Origin of the sequence: Amycolatopsis sp. NPDC058986, from assembly GCF_042741125.1 — a bacterium.
In the GTDB taxonomy this organism is placed as follows: Bacteria; Actinomycetota; Actinomycetes; order Mycobacteriales; family Pseudonocardiaceae; genus Amycolatopsis.
Window position 1 is genome coordinate 25,059 of record NZ_JBHYJW010000074.1, and the last position, 16,143, is coordinate 41,201.

Below are 16,143 nucleotides of genomic sequence, written 5' to 3' on the forward strand. Positions count from 1 at the left end.
TACAGTCACTCTAAACTTAGAGAGACTCTAAGTTTGTGCTAGCGTCGGGACCATGACAGAACGAGTGCGCTGCTGCGTCGCCGGGGGCGGCCCGGCGGGCGTCATGTTGGGCCTGCTGCTCGCGCGAGCGGGCGTCGACGTCGTGGTGCTGGAGAAGCACCGGGACTTCCTGCGCGATTTCCGTGGCGACACCGTGCATCCCTCCACTCTGCGGCTGCTCGACGAGCTGGGGCTGGGCGAGCGGTTCGCCCGGCTCCCCCGCGGGATCCTCGAACAGATGCACCTGCGGCTCGGCGGGGCCGAGATCGCCGAGGTCACGGTGGCCGACTTCCGCCGGATTCCCGGGCGCCACAAGCACATCGCGATGGTCCCGCAGGCGGACCTGCTCGGCCTGCTCGCCGAGGCGGGGCCCGCCGAACCGGCCTTCGACCTGCGGATGGGCTGCGCCGTCGTGGATTTGCTCCGCGAAGGCGACCGGGTCACCGGCGTGCGCTACCGCGATCAGGACGGTGAGCTTCACGAGCTGCGCGCGACGCTCACGGTCGGCTGTGACGGCCGCTGGTCGACGGTGCGCGAGGCGATGGGCCTGCGGCTACGCGAGCTCGACGTGCCGATGGACGTCTGGCAGGTCCGGGTACCGAAGGGCACGAACCCCCAGCAGGACAAGGGGGTCTTCGGCCGGTTCGGCGGCGGGCACGCCGCGGTCACGATGGACCGCGACGACTACTACCAGACCTCGTACCTGATCCCGAAGGGCCAGGACGCCTTGCTGCGCAAGGAAAGCCTGGCGGACTTCCGGACCAGGATCGGCGAGCTGTTCGGCTGGGACGCCGGGCAGCTGGCCGCGATCGAGTCGTGGGACGACGTGAAGTTCCTCGACGTGCGGATGGGACGGCTGGCCCGGTGGCACGTCGACGGCGCGCTGTGCATCGGGGACGCGGCCCATCCGATGTCGCCGGTGGGCGGGGTCGGGGTCAACCTCGCCGTGCAGGACGCCGTCGCGACCGCCGCGCTGCTCGCGGGACCGTTGCTGCGCGGCAGGGTCACCACCCGCGAGCTGGCCGCCGTCCGGCGGCGCCGGTGGCTGCCGATGGCCGCGGTCCAGCGGTCCCAGGCGGGCGAACACGCGATGATCATCAAGCCCGCCCTCGACGGCACCCTCGACGGGAACCGGCTGCCTCTGCCGCTGCGCCTGCTGCGCCGGATGCCGTTCCTGGCCGGGCTCACCGCCTACCTGGGCGGAATCGGGCTCCGGCCCGAGCACGCGCCGCCGTTCGCCCGCCGTCCGGCGTCTCCTGTGGACAGTCCTTTGTAGATCAGGCCGGCTCGGTTCCGGTCAGCTCGGCGCTGGCCGTCCACAGGCGCGCAGCGACTTCGGGGTCGCCGAGGTTGTCCCAGACCGGTTCGAGCCGCGGCTCGCCACGCAGGCCGAACACCCGAGGACCCCACAGCTGCCCACCGGTCACCGCCGGATCGAGGACCGCCCTGACCGCGGGCCACGCGCCGGCTTCCTTGCCCTGCACGAAAAGGGCGAGCGGCAGGCCGCGCAGCCGCTCCCCCGCCGTCCGCGCGTGCACCGGCGGGCGCGCCGGGGTGAGCGAGTCGAGCGCGCCGCCGGGATGGCACACCACACTCGACGTCGCGCTCCCCGCCGCGCGCAGGCGACGGTCGAGTTCGAGGCCGAAGAGCATCTGCGCCAGTTTCGACCGCCCGTAGGTGCGCTTCGGCCGGTAGTCCCGCGTGCTCTGGAGGTCGTCGAGGTCCAGGTGCTCCGACTTGGCCGCGAAGCTCCCGGTGGTGACGATCCGGGCGCCCGGCGCGGCCGACAGCAGCGGCATGAGCCACCGCGTCAGCGCGAAGTGCCCGAGGTGGTTGGTGCCGAACATCATTTCGTGACCGTCCCCGGTCTCGCGGCGCGGCGGTGCGTCGAGCAGCACCCCGGCGTTGAGGACGACCGCGTCGAGGGTGTTCAGTTCCAGCGCGTCCACGGCCGCCTTGAGCGACGACAGATCGGCGAGGTCCAGCCGGACGTGCCGGATCCGCGCGCCGGGCACCCTCGCCTCGATCGCCCCTCGCGCCGTCTCCGCCTTCGCCGCGTCGCGGCTGCCGAGCACGACGGTCGCGCCGGTGCCCGCGAGCTGTTCCGCGACGAAATACCCGATCCCCGCGTTGCCCCCGGTGACCAGGAAGGTCTTTCCCTCGGCGCCGGGCAGCCGTCGTACGTCCCATGTCATGACACCAGATTGCCATAATGACTCCGAAGTCGCAATCATTCCGATTTCGGAACCCCTCTCGACTCAGGTAGGCTGCGGACATGACGACTGGACGGAGGGAGCGCAAGAAGGCCGCGACCCGCAAGGCACTGTCCGACGCGGCACTGAAGCTGTTCCTGGCACGAGGGTTCGACAACGTCACGGTCGCGGAGATCGCCGAGGCCGCGGACACGGCGGTGTCGACACTGTTCGCCCACTTCCCCGGCGGCAAGGAGGCCCTCGTCCTCGGTGACGGCGGCGAACGCGAGGCGGCGCTGATCGCGGCGGTGCGGGAGCGCGCGGAAGGGATGTCGATCCTCGGCGCGCTGCGCGACTTCCTGGCCACTCGCGGTCCGTTCGACCCCGACCCCGCACCGGAATTCCGGCGCCGGACCGAACTCGTGCTCGCCACTCCGGCGTTGCGCGCCCACGCGAGGGCGTTGTGGGCGGACAACGAGCCGGCGCTCGCCCGCGTCATCGCCGAGGAGACCGGGCACAAGGAGAACGACCTTTCGTTGCGGGTGCTGGCCCGCTTCGTCCTCGAAATCCCCGACCTCGCCGCGCTGGAGCCGGACCCGGTCGCGGCGCTGGACACCGCTTTCGCCCATCTGCGCCGCGGCTGGCCGGATCTCTGACGCCGTGAGCTGAAGGGGACTTTCCTCGCGCAGGACGAGCTGAAGGGGACCTTTCTCGCATGCGACGAGACGAAGGTCCCCTTCAGCCCGCGCGGACACGGCGGGCGATCAGGCCGGGTAGGACCGTTCGGCGCGGCCCGCCGACAACGTCCTCGCCCACCACTCCAGCTGGTCGAGGAGCGTCTTCGCGGCCACCGACGTCGTCTCGGCGTCCTTCGGCCTGCCGTCGGCCCCGAACTGGCCGTGCACGCCGTGGAAACTGACGGTTTCGCGGATCGTCACCGCGTTCAGTTCGGCGAAGACGCCACGCAGATGTTCGACCGCGCGCAGCCCGCCGGACATCCCGCCGTAGGAGACGAACGCGATCGGCTTGGCGTGCCATTCGGCGTTGTGCCAGTCGATGGCGTTCTTCAGCGACGCCGGATAGCTGTGGTTGTACTCGGGCGTGATGACGACGAAGGCGTCGGCGGCGGCGAGCCGCGTGGTCACCTTGGCGACCTCGGCGACAACCTCGGGAGTGGGCGCGGCGCCGAACGCGGGCAGCACCATGGGCAGATCCGGCTCGGCCAGATCGACCACGTCGACCTCGAACCGGCCGTGCGCGCCCGCTTCGGCGGCGAACCAGTCGGCGACCACCGGGGCGAACCGTCCTTCCCGGACACTGCCGACGATGACGGCGAGCCGGACGGGAACCTCGGACACACGAACCTCCTGAATCTCAAGGGAACTCGATCTGCACATCAGCGTGGAACTTCAAGCTCCCTTGAAGTCAAGCCCCGGGTCCGGGTTATCCTCTGACCCATGGCGAACGCGACCGTCCAGCTGCCCGACCTCACCGTCGGCGAACTCTCCCGGCGCAGCGGTGTCCCGGCGTCGGCGCTGCGGTTCTACGAGGACGAAGGACTCATCCGCAGCAAGCGAACGGCGGGCAACCAGCGCCGCTACCGCCGGGACACGCTGCGCCGGGTGACCTTCATCCGGATGTCCCAGCGCGTGGGCATGCCACTGTCCGCCATCCGGGAGGTGCTCGGGCTGCTGCCCGAGGACCGCACCCCGAACCGCGCCGACTGGGCCCGGATCTCCCAGTGCTGGAAGAAGGACCTCACCGCGCGGATCCGGGCGATGGAGCAGCTGCGCGATCAGCTGACCGACTGCATCGGCTGTGGTTGCATGTCGCTGAACCGCTGCCGCCTCGCCAATCCCGGCGACGAACTCGGGACGCAGGGGCCGGGTCCGCAGCGACTGCCCGACCACCGCACCGACGGCTACACCTGACCGTCCACAGTGGATTCACGACACCACGGCGTTGACTTACATAAGCGCGGGCTTTTAGAATTGCCCGATGCACGCTTTCGACGTCCTCGGTGATCCGGTCCGCCGCCGGATCCTCGACCTGCTCGCCGACGGCGAGCTGAGTTCGGGCGACGTCACCGCGGTGGTGCGGGCCGAGTTCGGGATCTCCCAGCCCGCGGTGTCCCAGCATCTGCGCGTGCTGCGGGAGAACGGCTTCACCACTGTGCGGGCCGAGGGCACCCGGCGGCTGTACGCGGTCGATCCCGCGCCACTGCGGGAAATCGACGGCTGGCTGGACCGGTACCGGCGGTTCTGGACCGGTCCGCTCGACGCATTGGCGACCGAACTGGCCCGCGGCAAACGTGAGCGCAGGCTGGCCGCCGAAAACGCCGGGAGCACCGGCGCGGAAGAGGCCGGATAAGCGTCACAGCCGGGCGAACCGGGTGACGATCACGTGGTCCTTCGCCGGTCCGGTCACGGTCCATTCCTGGCGCCAGTGCCCGCCGTCGGAAACGTGGAACTCGCCGTGGTAGCGATCGGCGCGGCACGGGTGGTCGGTCGACCACCGGCCCTCGCTCAGGTCGAGATCGTGGAAGAACCCGCCGTGGTCGAAATGCACGTCGGCACGCTCCGGCCGGGTCAGGCGGTAGTGCAGCGTGCGGGTCACGGGGCCGACGAAGCCGCCGAGCCGCAACTCGCCCTCTTCGTCATAGACCAGGACGTCTTCGGCCAGGGTGAACGTGGCCGTGCCGGTGACCGCACCGGCGTCCGCGCCGCCGGTGGTGACGATGTCCCGCGTCAGCCGCCAGGTCCCGGTGAGGTAGGCGGCCAGGTCGGGGACCGGAAGAGAGGTGTCCACCCGGCCATTGTGCGGGGTGCCGTGGCGCGGCATAGTCGGTGCCCATGCGCAGGGGGCGGGGACAGGCCATCGTCGTGGTCACGGCGAGCCTGGTGATCGCGGGCGGGCTCGTGTACGCGGTGGTCCGGCAGAACGCGACACGGCACGCGGGCGGTTCGGGGCAGGGCCTGCTGGTACCGGTCCGGAGCGCGATAGCCGGACCCCCGTCACCGACGCGGTATCCGTCCAGCGGCGTACCGACGGCGCCGATCCGGACGCCGCCGCGGGTCCCGCAGGACACCGGCTGCCACGCCGGGCAGGGGCCGGACCGGCTCCCCGAAGTTCCCGCCGCCGTGTCGGCGAAGGTGGACGCGGCGTGGGCACGGATCGAGCGCTGGCTCGGCGCGCACGCTCCCGCGACCCGGCTCGGCCCGCCCGCGGATCTCACCCGTCTCGCCTCGGCGCAGCGGGAGATCGGGGTGCCGTTTCCCGCGGAACTCGTCGCGTCATTGCGTCGGCACAGTGGTTTCGAGCAGATCGGCAGTGGCACTTTCACTTTTCCGCCGTTCTACGCGCCGAGTTCGATCGACGAGATCGCCCGCAACGCGAAAACGCTCTGCACCGTGCTCGCCGAACCGGTCGTCGATTCCGGCGTCGGCTCGTGGTGGCACGGCCAGTGGCTGCCGTTCGCCGAGGACGGCGGCGGCAACTCGCTGTTCCTGGACCAGCGGGGCCATGCCGGGCGGCTCGGCGAACACGACAACGAGGGCTCGGCGAACTTCGATCGCTGGCCGGCCAGCCTGACCGACCTGCTCGACCAGACCGCCACCGCGCTCGAAACCGGCGGGCCCGCGTTCGGCCGCTACCCGCCGAAAGTGGAAAAAGGCGTGCTGGACTGGGAAATCCCGCGCTGAACGCGGCGCGCCGCACCCGGCTGGGCCGCCTTGTCGGGCCCCGGGCCTAGAATCTGCCGGGTGGCTCTCCCCGAGACGGCTCCCCCGAGTGAAGCGCTGGACACCCTGCACCGGGTGTTCGGCTACGACGCGTTCCGCGGCGACCAGGCCGCGATCGTCGAGCACGTGGTCGCCGGCGGCGACGCGCTCGTCCTGATGCCCACCGGTGGCGGGAAATCGCTGTGCTACCAGATCCCCGCGCTGGTGCGCCCCGGCGTCGGCGTGGTGGTCTCCCCGCTCATCGCGCTGATGCAGGACCAGGTCGACGCGCTGCGCAACCTCGGCGTGCGCGCGGGATTCCTCAACTCCACGCAGGATTTCACCCAGCGCCAGCAGGTGGAGGACGCGTTCGTCAACGGCGAGCTCGACCTGCTGTACCTGGCGCCGGAGCGGCTCGCGATGGAGTCGACGGCGCGGCTGTTCGACCGCGGCAAGATCTCGCTGTTCGCCATCGACGAGGCGCACTGCGTGTCCCAGTGGGGCCACGACTTCCGCCCGGAGTACCTGTCGCTGTCCGCACTGCACGAGCGCTGGCCGGACGTGCCGCGCATCGCGCTGACCGCCACCGCGACCGAGGCCACGCACCAGGAGATCTCCACCCGGCTCAAGCTCGAGAACGCCCGCCACTTCGTCGCGAGCTTCGACCGGCCCAACATCCAGTACCGGATCGTCGGCAAGAACTCGCCGCAGCGGCAGCTGCTGGAGCTGCTGCGCACCGAGCACAAGGGCGACGCCGGGATCGTCTACTGCCTGTCCCGGAACTCGGTGGAGAAGACCGCGGACTTCCTGGTGGCCAACGGAATTCCCGCGGTGCCCTATCACGCCGGGCTGGACGCGCGAACCCGCGCGCGCAACCAGGCGCGGTTCCTGCGCGAGGACGGGCTGGTCGTGGTCGCCACCATCGCGTTCGGCATGGGCATCGACAAACCGGACGTCCGGTTCGTCGCGCATCTGGACCTGCCGAAGTCGGTCGAGGGCTACTACCAGGAGACCGGCCGCGCCGGGCGCGACGGGCTGCCGTCCACCGCGTGGCTGGCCTACGGCCTGCAGGACGTCGTGCAGCAGCGCAAGATGATCGACACCTCCGAGGGCGACGACGCGCATCGGCGCAAGCTCGGCGCGCATCTCAACGCGATGCTCGCGCTGTGCGAGACGGTGGAATGCCGCCGGGTGCAGATTCTCGGCTATTTCGGGGAAAAGGCCGGGCCGTGCGGCAACTGCGACACCTGCCTCGCCCCGCCGGAGAAGTGGGACGGCACGGTCCCCGCGCAGAAACTGCTGTCCACGGTGGTGCGGCTGCGCAACGAACGGCGGCAGAAGTTCGGCGCCGGCCAGATCATCGACATCCTGCTCGGCAAGGAGACCCCGAAGGTCCAGCAGTTCCAGCACAACACGCTGAAGGTGTTCGGGATCGGCACGGAACTGCGGGAGCCGGAGTGGCGCGCGGTCGTGCGGCAGTTGCTGGCGCAGGGCCTGCTCGCGGTCGAGGGCGACTACGGTTCGCTGGTGCTCACCGAGGCCAGCGCGTCGGTGCTGAACCGCGAACGCGAGGTGCTGTTGCGCCGCGAGCCGGAGCGCGCCGCGAAGGCCGCGAAACCGGCTCGCCGCGCCGCCGCGGCCGTCGAGATGCCCGCCGAGGCCGCCCCGCTGTTCGAACGGCTGCGTGCCTGGCGGGCCGCCGCCGCGAAGGAGCAGGGCGTGCCCGCGTACGTCATCTTCCACGACGCGACCCTGCGCCAGATCGCGACCGACCGCCCCACCACCCTGGCCGAACTCGGCACGGTCAACGGCGTCGGCGAGAACAAGCTCGCCAAATACGGCCAGCAGGTCCTCGACACCCTCGCCGACTGAGGCTCGGGGGTCGGTCCGCGTACCCCGGGAGTCGGCTCGTCATCCGACTCCCGGGGTACGCGAGCCGACCTTTCCGGTACGCGAGCCGACCCTCGGGAAGGCGGTCAGGCTTCGTGCGCGGGTTTGCCGGTGACGCCGTTGACCTTGCGGACGGCGCCGCCGATCTGGTCGTGGTACTTGCCGTTGGTCTTCTCGTCGACGAACTTGGCCGCCTTGCCGACGAACTGGTTCACCTTCTCCGGGTTCTTCTTCGCATACGCGCGTGCCGCGGTGGCCGCACCCGCCACGACGGTCAGCTTCTTCAGAAATCCCACGGTGATCGTCTCCTCCTGCATCGCGTCTCACCCTCTCCAACGCGAAGCGGGGTGTCCGGGGTTCCCGGCGTGGGTTCAGCCGGACTCGGCGATCCGCTTGATGGCGTCCAGCCGCTTCGCCCACCGCGCCGCGAGGTGGTCGAGCCAGCGCGCGGTGTCGGCGAGCGCGTCCGGCCGGACCTGGTAGCGGCGTTCACGGCCGTCGCGATGTCCGGTGACGAGACCGGCCTGGTCGAGCACCGCCAGGTGCTTGACCACGGCTTGCCTGCTCACCGGCAACTCCCCGGCCAGCTGCGTCGCCGTCGCCGAGGTGTGCGCGGCGAGCCGGTCGAGGAGCTGCCGCCGGGTGGGGTCGGCCAGCGCGGCGAGCACCTCCTCGACGGAGCCGGTACCGGGATGACGCGTCATACCGCCAGTTTCTCGGACCGCTTCCGTACCGCGGCGAGGACCTCCGACCAGCCGCCCTCGTGACTCTCGTAGGAGTCGTTCCGCGTGGGGTTGGCGGCCTGTGGCCGCTGGGCGAAGCCGCTCTCCACCACGTTCAGCCGGGTCCCGTCCCCTTCCGGCGACAGCGTGAACTCCACGAGCGTCGAATTCGACTCCGTCGCCATCTCGCCGGGGAATCCGCTCGCCCAGCGGTAGGACAGGTACCGCGGCGGCTCGACCTCGACGAACACGGTGGGGAACTGGCCGTGCTCCCCGTGGTCCAGCCGCATGACACCGCCGGGGCGCAGGTCGATCGGCGGGGGCTCGCCGTGCCCGAACCACTGCCCGACGTGCTCCGGCTCGGTCAGCACCGCCCACACCCGCTCCACGGGCGCGTCGATGACGATCTCCTGCTCGATCCGGTCCTTGACCATGACGTTCCTTCCGTTGCGACGTTCGAGTGCAACCCCAGAGTTGCACATACGAGGACGAGGCGCAACCTCAGGGTTGCGCCTCGGATAATCCCGCGCGCCCGTCCGCCCCGATCGGGCAGGATCACGGCCATGCGGGATCTCGCGACCTTGCCCAAGGCTCATCTGCACATCCACCTCGAAAGCACCATCCGGCCGGAGACCCTGTGGGAGATCGGAACGGCCAACGGCATCGACGTCCCCCGGGAAGCTCCGGCGTTCACCGGCTTCCGTGATTTCGCCGACTACAACGCGCTGCTGCGCGAATGTCTGTGCCGCCCGGAAGACTTCGAGCGGATCGCCCGCGAGTTCTGCGAGGACGAGGCCGCGCAGGGCACCCGCTACGCCGAGGTGACGTTCACCGCCGCGTCGCACACGGAACGTCTGGGCGAGCCGGACATGCCCCTCGCGTCCGTCCTCAAAGGACTGTCCAAGGGCGGTGCCGAGCACGGTCTGGAATGGCGGGTCCTGCTGGACCACTCGCGTCGTCGCTCGGTCGAGCGGGCACAGCGCACTCTCGATCTCGCGCTGCGCCACGCGGACGAAGGAGTGTTCGGCATCGGCATGGCGGGCGAGGAAAAGTACCCGATAGCCCCGTTCGCCGCGGTGTGCGACCAAGCGCACGAGGCCGGGCTGCACCTCGTCCACCACGCGGGCGAGGACGCCGGTCCGGACTCGATCCGCGAAGCGCTCGACGTCGGCCACTCCGAACGGCTCGGCCACGGCATCCGGATCCTCGAGGACCCCGAACTGGTCGCCCGCGTCCGGGACGAGGGCATCGCGCTGGAAGTCTGCCCGTCCTCGAACGTGACGCTCGGGCTCGTCCCGTCGCTCGCCGAGCATCCGCTCCCCCGGCTGATCGACGCGGGTCTCACGGTCACGCTCAACACCGACGTCCCCTCGGTCACCGGCACCACGCTCACCGACGAGTACGCCCGCGCCCGCACCACGTTCGGCTATGACGACGCCACGCTGGCGCACCTGGCACGAGCGAGTTTCGACGCCTCTTTCGCCCCTGCGGCAACGAAAAAAGCCGCCCACGCGGACATCGACGCCTGGCTCGCGACACCGTGACAGCCACTTCGAAGTCGTGTCGCGAACGCTCCGTTCGGGACGTTCATCGTCGGCAACGGAGCGTTCGCGACGCCGCCGCGCCGCCCCCAGGACGGCGCGGGGCGCTACTTGTCCGCGGTGAGCGTGCCCCCGACGCCCCAGCTGTCGGCGGGCACCTCCTGGATCCACACGTGCACGCTTTCGGCCGGGACCTTCAGCGCGTCGACGAACGCGTCGGTGACACGGCGGACCAGTTCCCGCTTGAGTTCGACGTCGCGGGGTCCCTGCTGGACGGTCACGATGGGCATGATCGGGTCACTTCCTGATCGTTCCCCGGTCTTCGCCGGGCTGACCCCAGTCCACCCGAATTCCGCCACGCGACCAAGATCCAGTCCGTACGCGCAGCGATCAGCGATCGTGATCGTCCAGCGCGGCGCAGGCCGCGAGCAGCACGTCGAGGTGCGGGGTGGGGTCGTCCGCGCGCACCGCCAGCGAGGTCGGCATCACCAGCCGCGCGTCCCGCACGGGCCGGAACGCCACCCGCCCGGTGGCGAGCTGCCGCGCGTGCGCGGCGTAGATGACCGTCCACAGTGGCTCGCCGGCACCGATCGCGGCGTGCGTGTCCTGCAGGCTGCTCGTCCGCCCGTCGAACGCGGGCGTGAACCCGGCTTCGTGACAGGCGGAAACGACGAGGTCGACGAGCGGGGCGTTGTCGCGCCGCGAAACCAGCCGCAGCGGCAGACCGGCCAGGTCGGCCAGCGCCACGTCCGGACCGGCGGCGAGGGGATGCCGGGCGGAAATCGCGACCACCAGCGGATCCTGCCACACCGGGATCAGCCGCACGCCGGGATGTTCCCGCGCACCACGGATCAAGGCCGCGTCGAGCTGTCCATTCGCGACACGATCCAGGCGGGCCTGCGTCGCCGCGGACACCAGCTCGACGCCGGTCCCCGGTGCCAGCTCGGCGAGCGCGTCGAGCACCCGGTCCAGGTGATCGCCGAGGCCGGTACTGGTACCCAGGCGGACGGTCGCGGTGCGGCCGCCGGTCAGCTCGGCGACGACGGCCTTCGCGCGTTCCTCGGCCGCGAGCACCGCCCGCGCCTCGGGCAGGAACACCCGCCCCGCCTCGGTGAGCCGCACGCGCCGGGGCGAGCGGTCCAGCAGTTCGGTGCCGAGTTCCCGTTCCAGCCGCCGGATCTGCTGGCTCACCGCGGGCTGGACGACGTGCAGCCGTTCGGCGGCCCGGCCGAAGTGCAGCTCCTCGGCAACCGTGACGAAGTACCTGAGCTGCCGCAGTTCCACGCCGCGCCGCCTAGACCGGCAGCAACCGGGTGACCAAAGTGGACAGTTGCTGCACGGTCCGGCACTCGTGCATTTCCACCAGTTCGGCGTATTCCAGCGCCGCCGAGTCCCCTGTGGACCACAGTGCACGCCGCTCCGGATTCAGCCAGAACACGTGCCGCGCGCGGCCGCGGATCCGGCGGAGGGCGTCGAGGTTCGGGTCGCCGCCGTTCGTGCGGGCGTCGCCGAGGATCAGCACCGACGTCCGCGGCCCGACGGCCTCCGCCCAGTCCTCCTCGAACTGCTGCAGCGCGTCGCCGTAGTCGCTGTGCCCGTCCCAGCGGGCGACCTCGGCCTCGGTGAGGATGCGCATGCCGAGCTGTTCCGGATCCGCGTCTCCGCCGGTGACCAGCCCGGTGACCTCGTCGGTGCAGTTGACGAAGGCGAACACGCGGACCTTGCTGAACTGGTCGCGCAGCGCCTGCACGAGCAACATGGTGAAGTTCGCGAAGCCCGCCACGGAACCGGAAATGTCGCACAGCAGCACGATTTCCGGCCGGACCGGGCGCCGGTGCCGGAACGCGGGGCGCACCGGCACGCCCCCGGTGGACAGCGAACGGCGCAGTGTGCGCCGCAGGTCGATCTGCCCGCGGCCGGCCGCCCGCCGCCGCGCGGCCAGCCGCGTCGCGAGTTTGCGGGACAACGGCTGGATCGTGCGACGCAGTTCGGCGAGCTGGCTGCGGCTGGCGATGAGGAAGTCGACGCGGTCTGCGGCGGGCGGGATCGCGTGTTTCGCGACCCGCTCGCGGCCGCGGACCTCCGCCGCGCGACGGCGCGCCTCGGTGCGGACCTGACCGCGGAACCCATCGACCCGCCGCCGGACCTCGTCTCGCTCCAGCCGGTCGGTGAACGCGTCACCGGGAGCGACGCCCGCCCGGATCGCGGCGAGCACGCGCACGATCAGCGTCTGCGGCTGGAGCCGGTCCAGCGTCTGGTGCGCCGACCAGCCACCACCGGGGCCGGACGCGACGCCGTAGGAACCCAGCATGTCGACGGCGACGCCCGCCAGCTGCGCCAGGGTCTGCCGGTCGTCCTCGGCGAGCGCGGCGGCAAGCTGGTCACGCAGCTCTTCGAGGTTTTCGGGCCGGTCCTCGCGAGCCCGTTCGGGCACGCCGACCCCGGCCGGGAAGTAGACGTCGAAGGTCGCGTCGAACACCGAGCGCTGCCCGCCGCGGCGGACCAGCGCGGCCGCGAGGCCTTCCCGCATGAGCTCCCGGTCGGCGAAGCCGAGCACCTCCAGCGCGGCGGCCGCGTCGATCGTCTCGCTGGGCCCCGCCGGGATGCCCTGGCCCCGCAGCGCCCGCACGAACGCCGTCAGCCGCTCCGGAACACCCGCGGTCACGACGCGTCCAGTGTCTTGCGGGACACCCGCGCCCGGTCGGCATTCATGAGCGGGCTTCGCCATTGTCGCTCATGATGCCTCCACCACCTCGTCGAGCCGCAACCCGGCGCCCGCCTTCGCGATGTCGTCCTGGTGCTTGAGCACCACGCCGAGACTCTCGCGGACGACCTTGTCGTCGAGCGTGTCCGCACCGAGCGCGAGCAACGTGCGCGCCCAGTCGATGGTTTCCGCCACCGAGGGCAGTTTGCGCAGGTCCATCGCCCGCAGCGCGGCGACGACCCGGACGACCGAATCGGCGAGGACGTCGTTGATCCCCGGCACCTTGAGCCGGACGATGTCGCGTTCCAGCTCCTCGTCCGGGAAGTCGATGTGCAGGAACAGGCACCGCCGCCGCAACGCCTCGGACAGCTCCCGCGTCGCGTTCGAGGTCAGCACCGCGAACGGGCGGCGGGTCGCGGTGATGGTGCCCAGCTCGGGGACGGTCACCTGGAAATCGCCGAGCACCTCCAGCAGCAGGCCCTCGACCTCCATGTCGGCCTTGTCGGTCTCGTCGATGAGCAGGACGGTCGGCTCGGTCCCGGAGATCGCCGTCAGCAGCGGACGGCGCAGCAGGAACTCCTCGCCGAAGATGTCCGTGCGGGCCTGCTCCCACGTCTCGTCCCGGCCCGCGGTGATCCGCAGCAGCTGCTTCGCGTGGTTCCACTCGTACAGCGCGCGGGCCTCGTCGATGCCCTCGTAACACTGCAACCGCACCAGCCGCGAGCCGCTGACCTCGGCGACAGCCTTGGCCAGCTCGGTCTTGCCGACGCCTGCCGGGCCCTCGACGAGCAGCGGCTTGCCGAGCCGGTCGGCGAGGAACACCGTGGTCGCCACGGCGGGCGAGGCCAGATAACCCACCTCGGCCAGCTTCGCCGACACGTCGTCGACCGATTCGAAACAGCCCGTCCCCGTCACGTGCACACCACCCTGTCGCAAGCGCCTGTCCTGCGAGACTCGCCGATGAACACCCTCCTGCGCAACATCGGGAGCGTCACTGTCCGCTGCCACGGGACTCCCGGTTCTATAGTTGAGCCCTCCCGGAGGAGGGCACGATGGAAGCCGAAGAGATCTGGCAGGCCGTCGACGTGGAACGCCGCAGCCTGATCGAACTGCTGGAGACGCTCTCCGACGCCGAATGGGAGCAGGCCTCGCTCTGCGACGGCTGGCGGGTGCGAGACGTCGTGGCGCACGTGGTCCTCGCGACCGAGGGCAGCCTGCCTTTCGTCCTTGGTGCGTTCGTCCGTGCCCGGGGCAACTTCAACCGGGCGATCCGCGATTCGGCGGTCCGCTACGCGCGCCGGGCACCGGCCGAACTGCTCACTCAGCTGCGCGGCACGGTCGGACAACGACGCTGCCCGCCCAGCACCGTCCCCCTCGACCGGTTGATGGACATGCTCGTGCACGGCCAGGACATCGCGATCCCGCTCGGCAGGCCCCGTGCGATGCCCCCGGCCGCGGCACGGGCCGCGACCGAGCGCGCGTGGACCCGGGGCTTTCCCTTCCATCCGCAGCGGAAGCTGGCCGGGTACCGGCTGCGGGCGACCGACGTCGACTGGTCGGGCGGCGAGGGTGCGCTGGTCGAAGGCCCGATCTCGGCACTGCTCCTGCTTGTGACCGGCCGGAAGGCACTGGTCGGGCAGCTCTCCGGGCCGGGAAGTGCCGGGTTAGCATCGGCCGCGTGACCTACGTTGCGGCTCCCGGCCGATACCAATCGATCCCCTACCGACGCTGCGGACGCTCCGGGCTGAAGCTGCCCGCGATCTCACTGGGCCTGTGGCACAACTTCGGCCACGACCGTCCCTTGCAGACGCAGCGCGACATCGCGCGCCGCGCGTTCGACCTCGGCATCACCCACTTCGACCTGGCGAACAACTACGGCCCGCCGTACGGCTCGGCGGAGGAGAACTTCGGACGGCTGCTGGCCACCGACTTCCGGCCGTACCGCGACGAGCTGGTGATCTCCACCAAGGCCGGCTACGACATGTGGCCGGGCCCGTACGGCGAATGGGGTTCGCGCAAGTACCTGCTCGCCTCGCTCGACCAGTCGCTGGGCAGGCTCGGGCTGGACTACGTCGACATCTTCTACTCGCACCGCTTCGACCCGGAAACCCCGCTCGAAGAGACCGTCGGCGCGCTGGACCGGGCCGTCCGCTCCGGGAAAGCGCTTTACGTCGGCATCTCCTCGTACAACTCCGAGCGGACGGCCGAGGCCGCGCGGCTGCTGCGCGAGCTGGGCACGCCGCTGCTCATCCACCAGCCGTCGTACTCGATGCTCAACCGCTGGCTCGAAACCGACAAGCTGCTCGACACGCTGGAGACCGCCGGCGCGGGCTGCATCGCGTTCTCGCCGCTCGCCCAGGGCGTGCTCACCGGCCGCTACCTCGCCGGCATCCCAGCGGATTCCCGTGCCGCGCAAGGAAAATCCCTCAACCCGGACACGCTGACCGAGGAGGCGCTCGCCAAGGTGCGCGCGCTGAACGAGATCGCCGTCCGACGTGGACAGACGCTCGCCCAGCTCGCGCTCGCGTGGGCGCTGCGGGATCCGCGGATGACGTCGGTGCTGATCGGAGCCAGCAGCGTCAAGCAACTGGAGGACAACGTCGGCGCGCTCGCGAACCTCGAGTTCACCGCCGGGGAACTGGCCGAAATCGACCGGTACGCCACCGAAAGCGGCATCAACCTGTGGAAGCGGTCCACCGACGGCTGAAGCGCCCGGAAATCCGTTGCGAGTCGTCGCCACCGCGTCGACGATGACGCCATGAGCGATGCTTGCGAGCGAATCATGGATATCGCGCGCCAAAAAGGATTCAACACTGTCTCGCGAAGCGAGGCGATCGCGTGAGCACGACGTTCGAGGACCTCATCGCCGAAGGGGCCGCACAGCCGACCGAGGGCTGGGACTTCTCCTGGTTCGCCGGTCGCGCCACCGAGGAACGGCCGCCGTGGGGGTTCTCCCGGCTGCTCGGCGAGCGGATGGCGAGGGCGGCGGCGGCGCTCGACCTGCAGACCGGTGGCGGCGAGGTGCTGGCGGAGATCCCGAAGCCGCCGCCGGTCCTCGCCGCCACCGAGGGCTGGCCGCCGAACGTCTCCCGCGCGCGGGAGACGCTGGCCCCGCTCGGCGGCGAGGTCCACGAGGTCCCGAACGACGCCGCGCTGCCGTTTCCCGACGCCGCGTTCGACCTCGTCACGACCCGCCATCCGACGTTCGTCCCCTGGCCGGAGGTCGCCCGGGTGCTCAGGCCAGGGTTCCGGCAAAGTCGTTGTGGGGTTAGGGGTGGATGCCGAGCAGGGTGAGTGGTCGGTTGATGTCTCGGGTCATGTGGCGTAGCCCTTTGG

The 16,143-nt window shown here is 70.8% G+C and carries 20 protein-coding genes; 10 read left to right on the forward strand and 10 right to left on the reverse strand.

Annotated features, from left to right (window positions below):
* Window positions 1-52 precede the first annotated feature (52 nt).
* Entirely contained in the window at window positions 53-1,315 is a 1,263-nt protein-coding gene (locus ACFW0G_RS39885; protein ID WP_378330722.1) for an FAD-dependent oxidoreductase, read from the forward strand.
* 1 nt (window position 1,316) lies between these two features.
* Here ACFW0G_RS39885 and ACFW0G_RS39890 read toward each other — a convergent pair whose 3' ends face one another.
* Complete coding sequence (locus ACFW0G_RS39890) at window positions 1,317-2,234, reverse strand: SDR family NAD(P)-dependent oxidoreductase (RefSeq protein ID WP_378330723.1); 918 nt, start codon at window positions 2,232-2,234, stop codon at window positions 1,317-1,319.
* A gap of 80 nt (window positions 2,235-2,314) precedes the next feature.
* Here ACFW0G_RS39890 and ACFW0G_RS39895 point away from each other — a divergent pair, with 80 nt between their 5' ends.
* Entirely contained in the window at window positions 2,315-2,887 is a 573-nt protein-coding gene (locus tag ACFW0G_RS39895; RefSeq protein ID WP_378330724.1) for a TetR/AcrR family transcriptional regulator, read from the forward strand.
* A gap of 108 nt (window positions 2,888-2,995) precedes the next feature.
* On the opposite strand, the gene ACFW0G_RS39900 is transcribed toward ACFW0G_RS39895, so the two are convergent.
* A complete protein-coding gene (locus ACFW0G_RS39900) occupies window positions 2,996-3,589 on the reverse strand; it encodes an NADPH-dependent FMN reductase (RefSeq protein WP_378330725.1) in 594 nt (197 codons plus the stop codon).
* A 99-nt stretch (window positions 3,590-3,688) separates the two neighbouring features.
* On the opposite strand from ACFW0G_RS39900, the gene soxR reads away from it, so the two are divergent.
* Both soxR and ACFW0G_RS39910 read left to right on the forward strand, forming a co-directional pair.
* Complete coding sequence (gene soxR, locus ACFW0G_RS39905) at window positions 3,689-4,162, forward strand: redox-sensitive transcriptional activator SoxR (RefSeq protein WP_378330726.1); 474 nt, start codon at window positions 3,689-3,691, stop codon at window positions 4,160-4,162.
* Window positions 4,163-4,229: 67 nt separating this feature from the next.
* A complete protein-coding gene (locus ACFW0G_RS39910; RefSeq protein ID WP_378330727.1) occupies window positions 4,230-4,601 on the forward strand; it encodes an ArsR/SmtB family transcription factor in 372 nt (123 codons plus the stop codon).
* A gap of 3 nt (window positions 4,602-4,604) precedes the next feature.
* On the opposite strand, the gene ACFW0G_RS39915 is transcribed toward ACFW0G_RS39910, so the two are convergent.
* Complete coding sequence (locus ACFW0G_RS39915) at window positions 4,605-5,039, reverse strand: DUF6314 family protein (RefSeq protein ID WP_378330728.1); 435 nt, start codon at window positions 5,037-5,039, stop codon at window positions 4,605-4,607.
* Window positions 5,040-5,083: 44 nt separating this feature from the next.
* Between ACFW0G_RS39915 and ACFW0G_RS39920 the strand changes: the two genes are divergently transcribed.
* Entirely contained in the window at window positions 5,084-5,932 is an 849-nt protein-coding gene (locus ACFW0G_RS39920) for an SMI1/KNR4 family protein (RefSeq protein ID WP_378330729.1), read from the forward strand.
* A 60-nt stretch (window positions 5,933-5,992) separates the two neighbouring features.
* A complete protein-coding gene (gene recQ / locus ACFW0G_RS39925; protein ID WP_378330730.1) occupies window positions 5,993-7,822 on the forward strand; it encodes a DNA helicase RecQ in 1,830 nt (609 codons plus the stop codon).
* Between the two features lie 104 nt (window positions 7,823-7,926).
* Here the strand turns inward: recQ and ACFW0G_RS39930 are convergent, their stop codons facing one another.
* Genes ACFW0G_RS39930 through ACFW0G_RS39940 form a run of 3 tightly spaced genes read right to left on the reverse strand, consistent with a single transcriptional unit; the run spans window position 7,927 to window position 8,996 of the window.
* Complete coding sequence (locus ACFW0G_RS39930) at window positions 7,927-8,157, reverse strand: antitoxin (protein ID WP_378330731.1); 231 nt, start codon at window positions 8,155-8,157, stop codon at window positions 7,927-7,929.
* A 54-nt stretch (window positions 8,158-8,211) separates the two neighbouring features.
* Entirely contained in the window at window positions 8,212-8,544 is a 333-nt protein-coding gene (locus tag ACFW0G_RS39935) for an ArsR/SmtB family transcription factor (protein WP_378330732.1), read from the reverse strand.
* Window positions 8,541-8,996 (reverse strand): SRPBCC family protein, encoded by a 456-nt coding sequence (locus ACFW0G_RS39940; protein ID WP_378330733.1) that lies wholly within the window; start codon window positions 8,994-8,996, stop codon window positions 8,541-8,543. The genes ACFW0G_RS39935 and ACFW0G_RS39940 overlap by 4 nt, the downstream gene beginning before the upstream one ends.
* Window positions 8,997-9,125: 129 nt before the next feature.
* On the opposite strand from ACFW0G_RS39940, the gene add reads away from it, so the two are divergent.
* Window positions 9,126-10,106 carry an adenosine deaminase gene (gene add, locus ACFW0G_RS39945; RefSeq protein ID WP_378330734.1) on the forward strand — a complete coding sequence of 327 codons (981 nt, stop codon included), beginning with the start codon at window positions 9,126-9,128 and terminating at the stop codon, window positions 10,104-10,106.
* A gap of 104 nt (window positions 10,107-10,210) precedes the next feature.
* On the opposite strand, the gene dmpI is transcribed toward add, so the two are convergent.
* The 4 genes from dmpI to ACFW0G_RS39965 all read right to left on the reverse strand — a co-directional run bounded on the left by dmpI (window position 10,211) and on the right by ACFW0G_RS39965 (window position 13,722).
* On the reverse strand, window positions 10,211-10,393 hold the full coding sequence (gene dmpI, locus ACFW0G_RS39950; RefSeq protein WP_378330735.1) for a 4-oxalocrotonate tautomerase DmpI: 183 nt from the start codon (window positions 10,391-10,393) through the stop codon (window positions 10,211-10,213).
* 100 nt (window positions 10,394-10,493) lie between these two features.
* Complete coding sequence (locus ACFW0G_RS39955) at window positions 10,494-11,387, reverse strand: LysR substrate-binding domain-containing protein (RefSeq protein WP_378330736.1); 894 nt, start codon at window positions 11,385-11,387, stop codon at window positions 10,494-10,496.
* A gap of 10 nt (window positions 11,388-11,397) precedes the next feature.
* Complete coding sequence (locus ACFW0G_RS39960; protein WP_378330737.1) at window positions 11,398-12,768, reverse strand: VWA domain-containing protein; 1,371 nt, start codon at window positions 12,766-12,768, stop codon at window positions 11,398-11,400.
* A gap of 69 nt (window positions 12,769-12,837) precedes the next feature.
* On the reverse strand, window positions 12,838-13,722 hold the full coding sequence (locus tag ACFW0G_RS39965; protein WP_378330738.1) for an AAA family ATPase: 885 nt from the start codon (window positions 13,720-13,722) through the stop codon (window positions 12,838-12,840).
* A gap of 137 nt (window positions 13,723-13,859) precedes the next feature.
* Between ACFW0G_RS39965 and ACFW0G_RS39970 the strand changes: the two genes are divergently transcribed.
* The 3 genes from ACFW0G_RS39970 to ACFW0G_RS39980 all read left to right on the forward strand — a co-directional run bounded on the left by ACFW0G_RS39970 (window position 13,860) and on the right by ACFW0G_RS39980 (window position 16,101).
* Window positions 13,860-14,489: a maleylpyruvate isomerase family mycothiol-dependent enzyme gene (locus ACFW0G_RS39970; RefSeq protein WP_378330739.1), complete on the forward strand. Its 630-nt coding sequence runs from the start codon at window positions 13,860-13,862 to the stop codon at window positions 14,487-14,489.
* Complete coding sequence (mgrA, locus tag ACFW0G_RS39975; protein WP_378330740.1) at window positions 14,486-15,514, forward strand: L-glyceraldehyde 3-phosphate reductase; 1,029 nt, start codon at window positions 14,486-14,488, stop codon at window positions 15,512-15,514. Before ACFW0G_RS39970 ends, mgrA begins: the two co-directional genes overlap by 4 nt.
* Before the next feature lie 131 nt (window positions 15,515-15,645).
* Entirely contained in the window at window positions 15,646-16,101 is a 456-nt protein-coding gene (locus ACFW0G_RS39980) for a methyltransferase domain-containing protein (RefSeq protein WP_378330741.1), read from the forward strand.
* Window positions 16,102-16,143 lie beyond the last annotated feature (42 nt).

What these genes read in the sequence shown, in the direction of transcription:
- ACFW0G_RS39885 (WP_378330722.1), top strand. Translation starts at nt 53, where the DNA reads ATGACAGAACGAGTGCGCTGCTGCGTCGCCGGGGGCGGCCCGGCGGGC.
- ACFW0G_RS39890 (WP_378330723.1), bottom strand. Translation starts at nt 2,234, where the DNA reads ATGACATGGGACGTACGACGGCTGCCCGGCGCCGAGGGAAAGACCTTC.
- ACFW0G_RS39895 (WP_378330724.1), top strand. Translation starts at nt 2,315, where the DNA reads ATGACGACTGGACGGAGGGAGCGCAAGAAGGCCGCGACCCGCAAGGCA.
- soxR (WP_378330726.1), top strand. Translation starts at nt 3,689, where the DNA reads ATGGCGAACGCGACCGTCCAGCTGCCCGACCTCACCGTCGGCGAACTC.
- ACFW0G_RS39910 (WP_378330727.1), top strand. Translation starts at nt 4,230, where the DNA reads ATGCACGCTTTCGACGTCCTCGGTGATCCGGTCCGCCGCCGGATCCTC.
- ACFW0G_RS39920 (WP_378330729.1), top strand. Translation starts at nt 5,084, where the DNA reads ATGCGCAGGGGGCGGGGACAGGCCATCGTCGTGGTCACGGCGAGCCTG.
- ACFW0G_RS39930 (WP_378330731.1), bottom strand. Translation starts at nt 8,157, where the DNA reads ATGCAGGAGGAGACGATCACCGTGGGATTTCTGAAGAAGCTGACCGTC.
- ACFW0G_RS39935 (WP_378330732.1), bottom strand. Translation starts at nt 8,544, where the DNA reads ATGACGCGTCATCCCGGTACCGGCTCCGTCGAGGAGGTGCTCGCCGCG.
- ACFW0G_RS39940 (WP_378330733.1), bottom strand. Translation starts at nt 8,996, where the DNA reads ATGGTCAAGGACCGGATCGAGCAGGAGATCGTCATCGACGCGCCCGTG.
- add (WP_378330734.1), top strand. Translation starts at nt 9,126, where the DNA reads ATGCGGGATCTCGCGACCTTGCCCAAGGCTCATCTGCACATCCACCTC.
- dmpI (WP_378330735.1), bottom strand. Translation starts at nt 10,393, where the DNA reads ATGCCCATCGTGACCGTCCAGCAGGGACCCCGCGACGTCGAACTCAAG.
- ACFW0G_RS39970 (WP_378330739.1), top strand. Translation starts at nt 13,860, where the DNA reads ATGGAAGCCGAAGAGATCTGGCAGGCCGTCGACGTGGAACGCCGCAGC.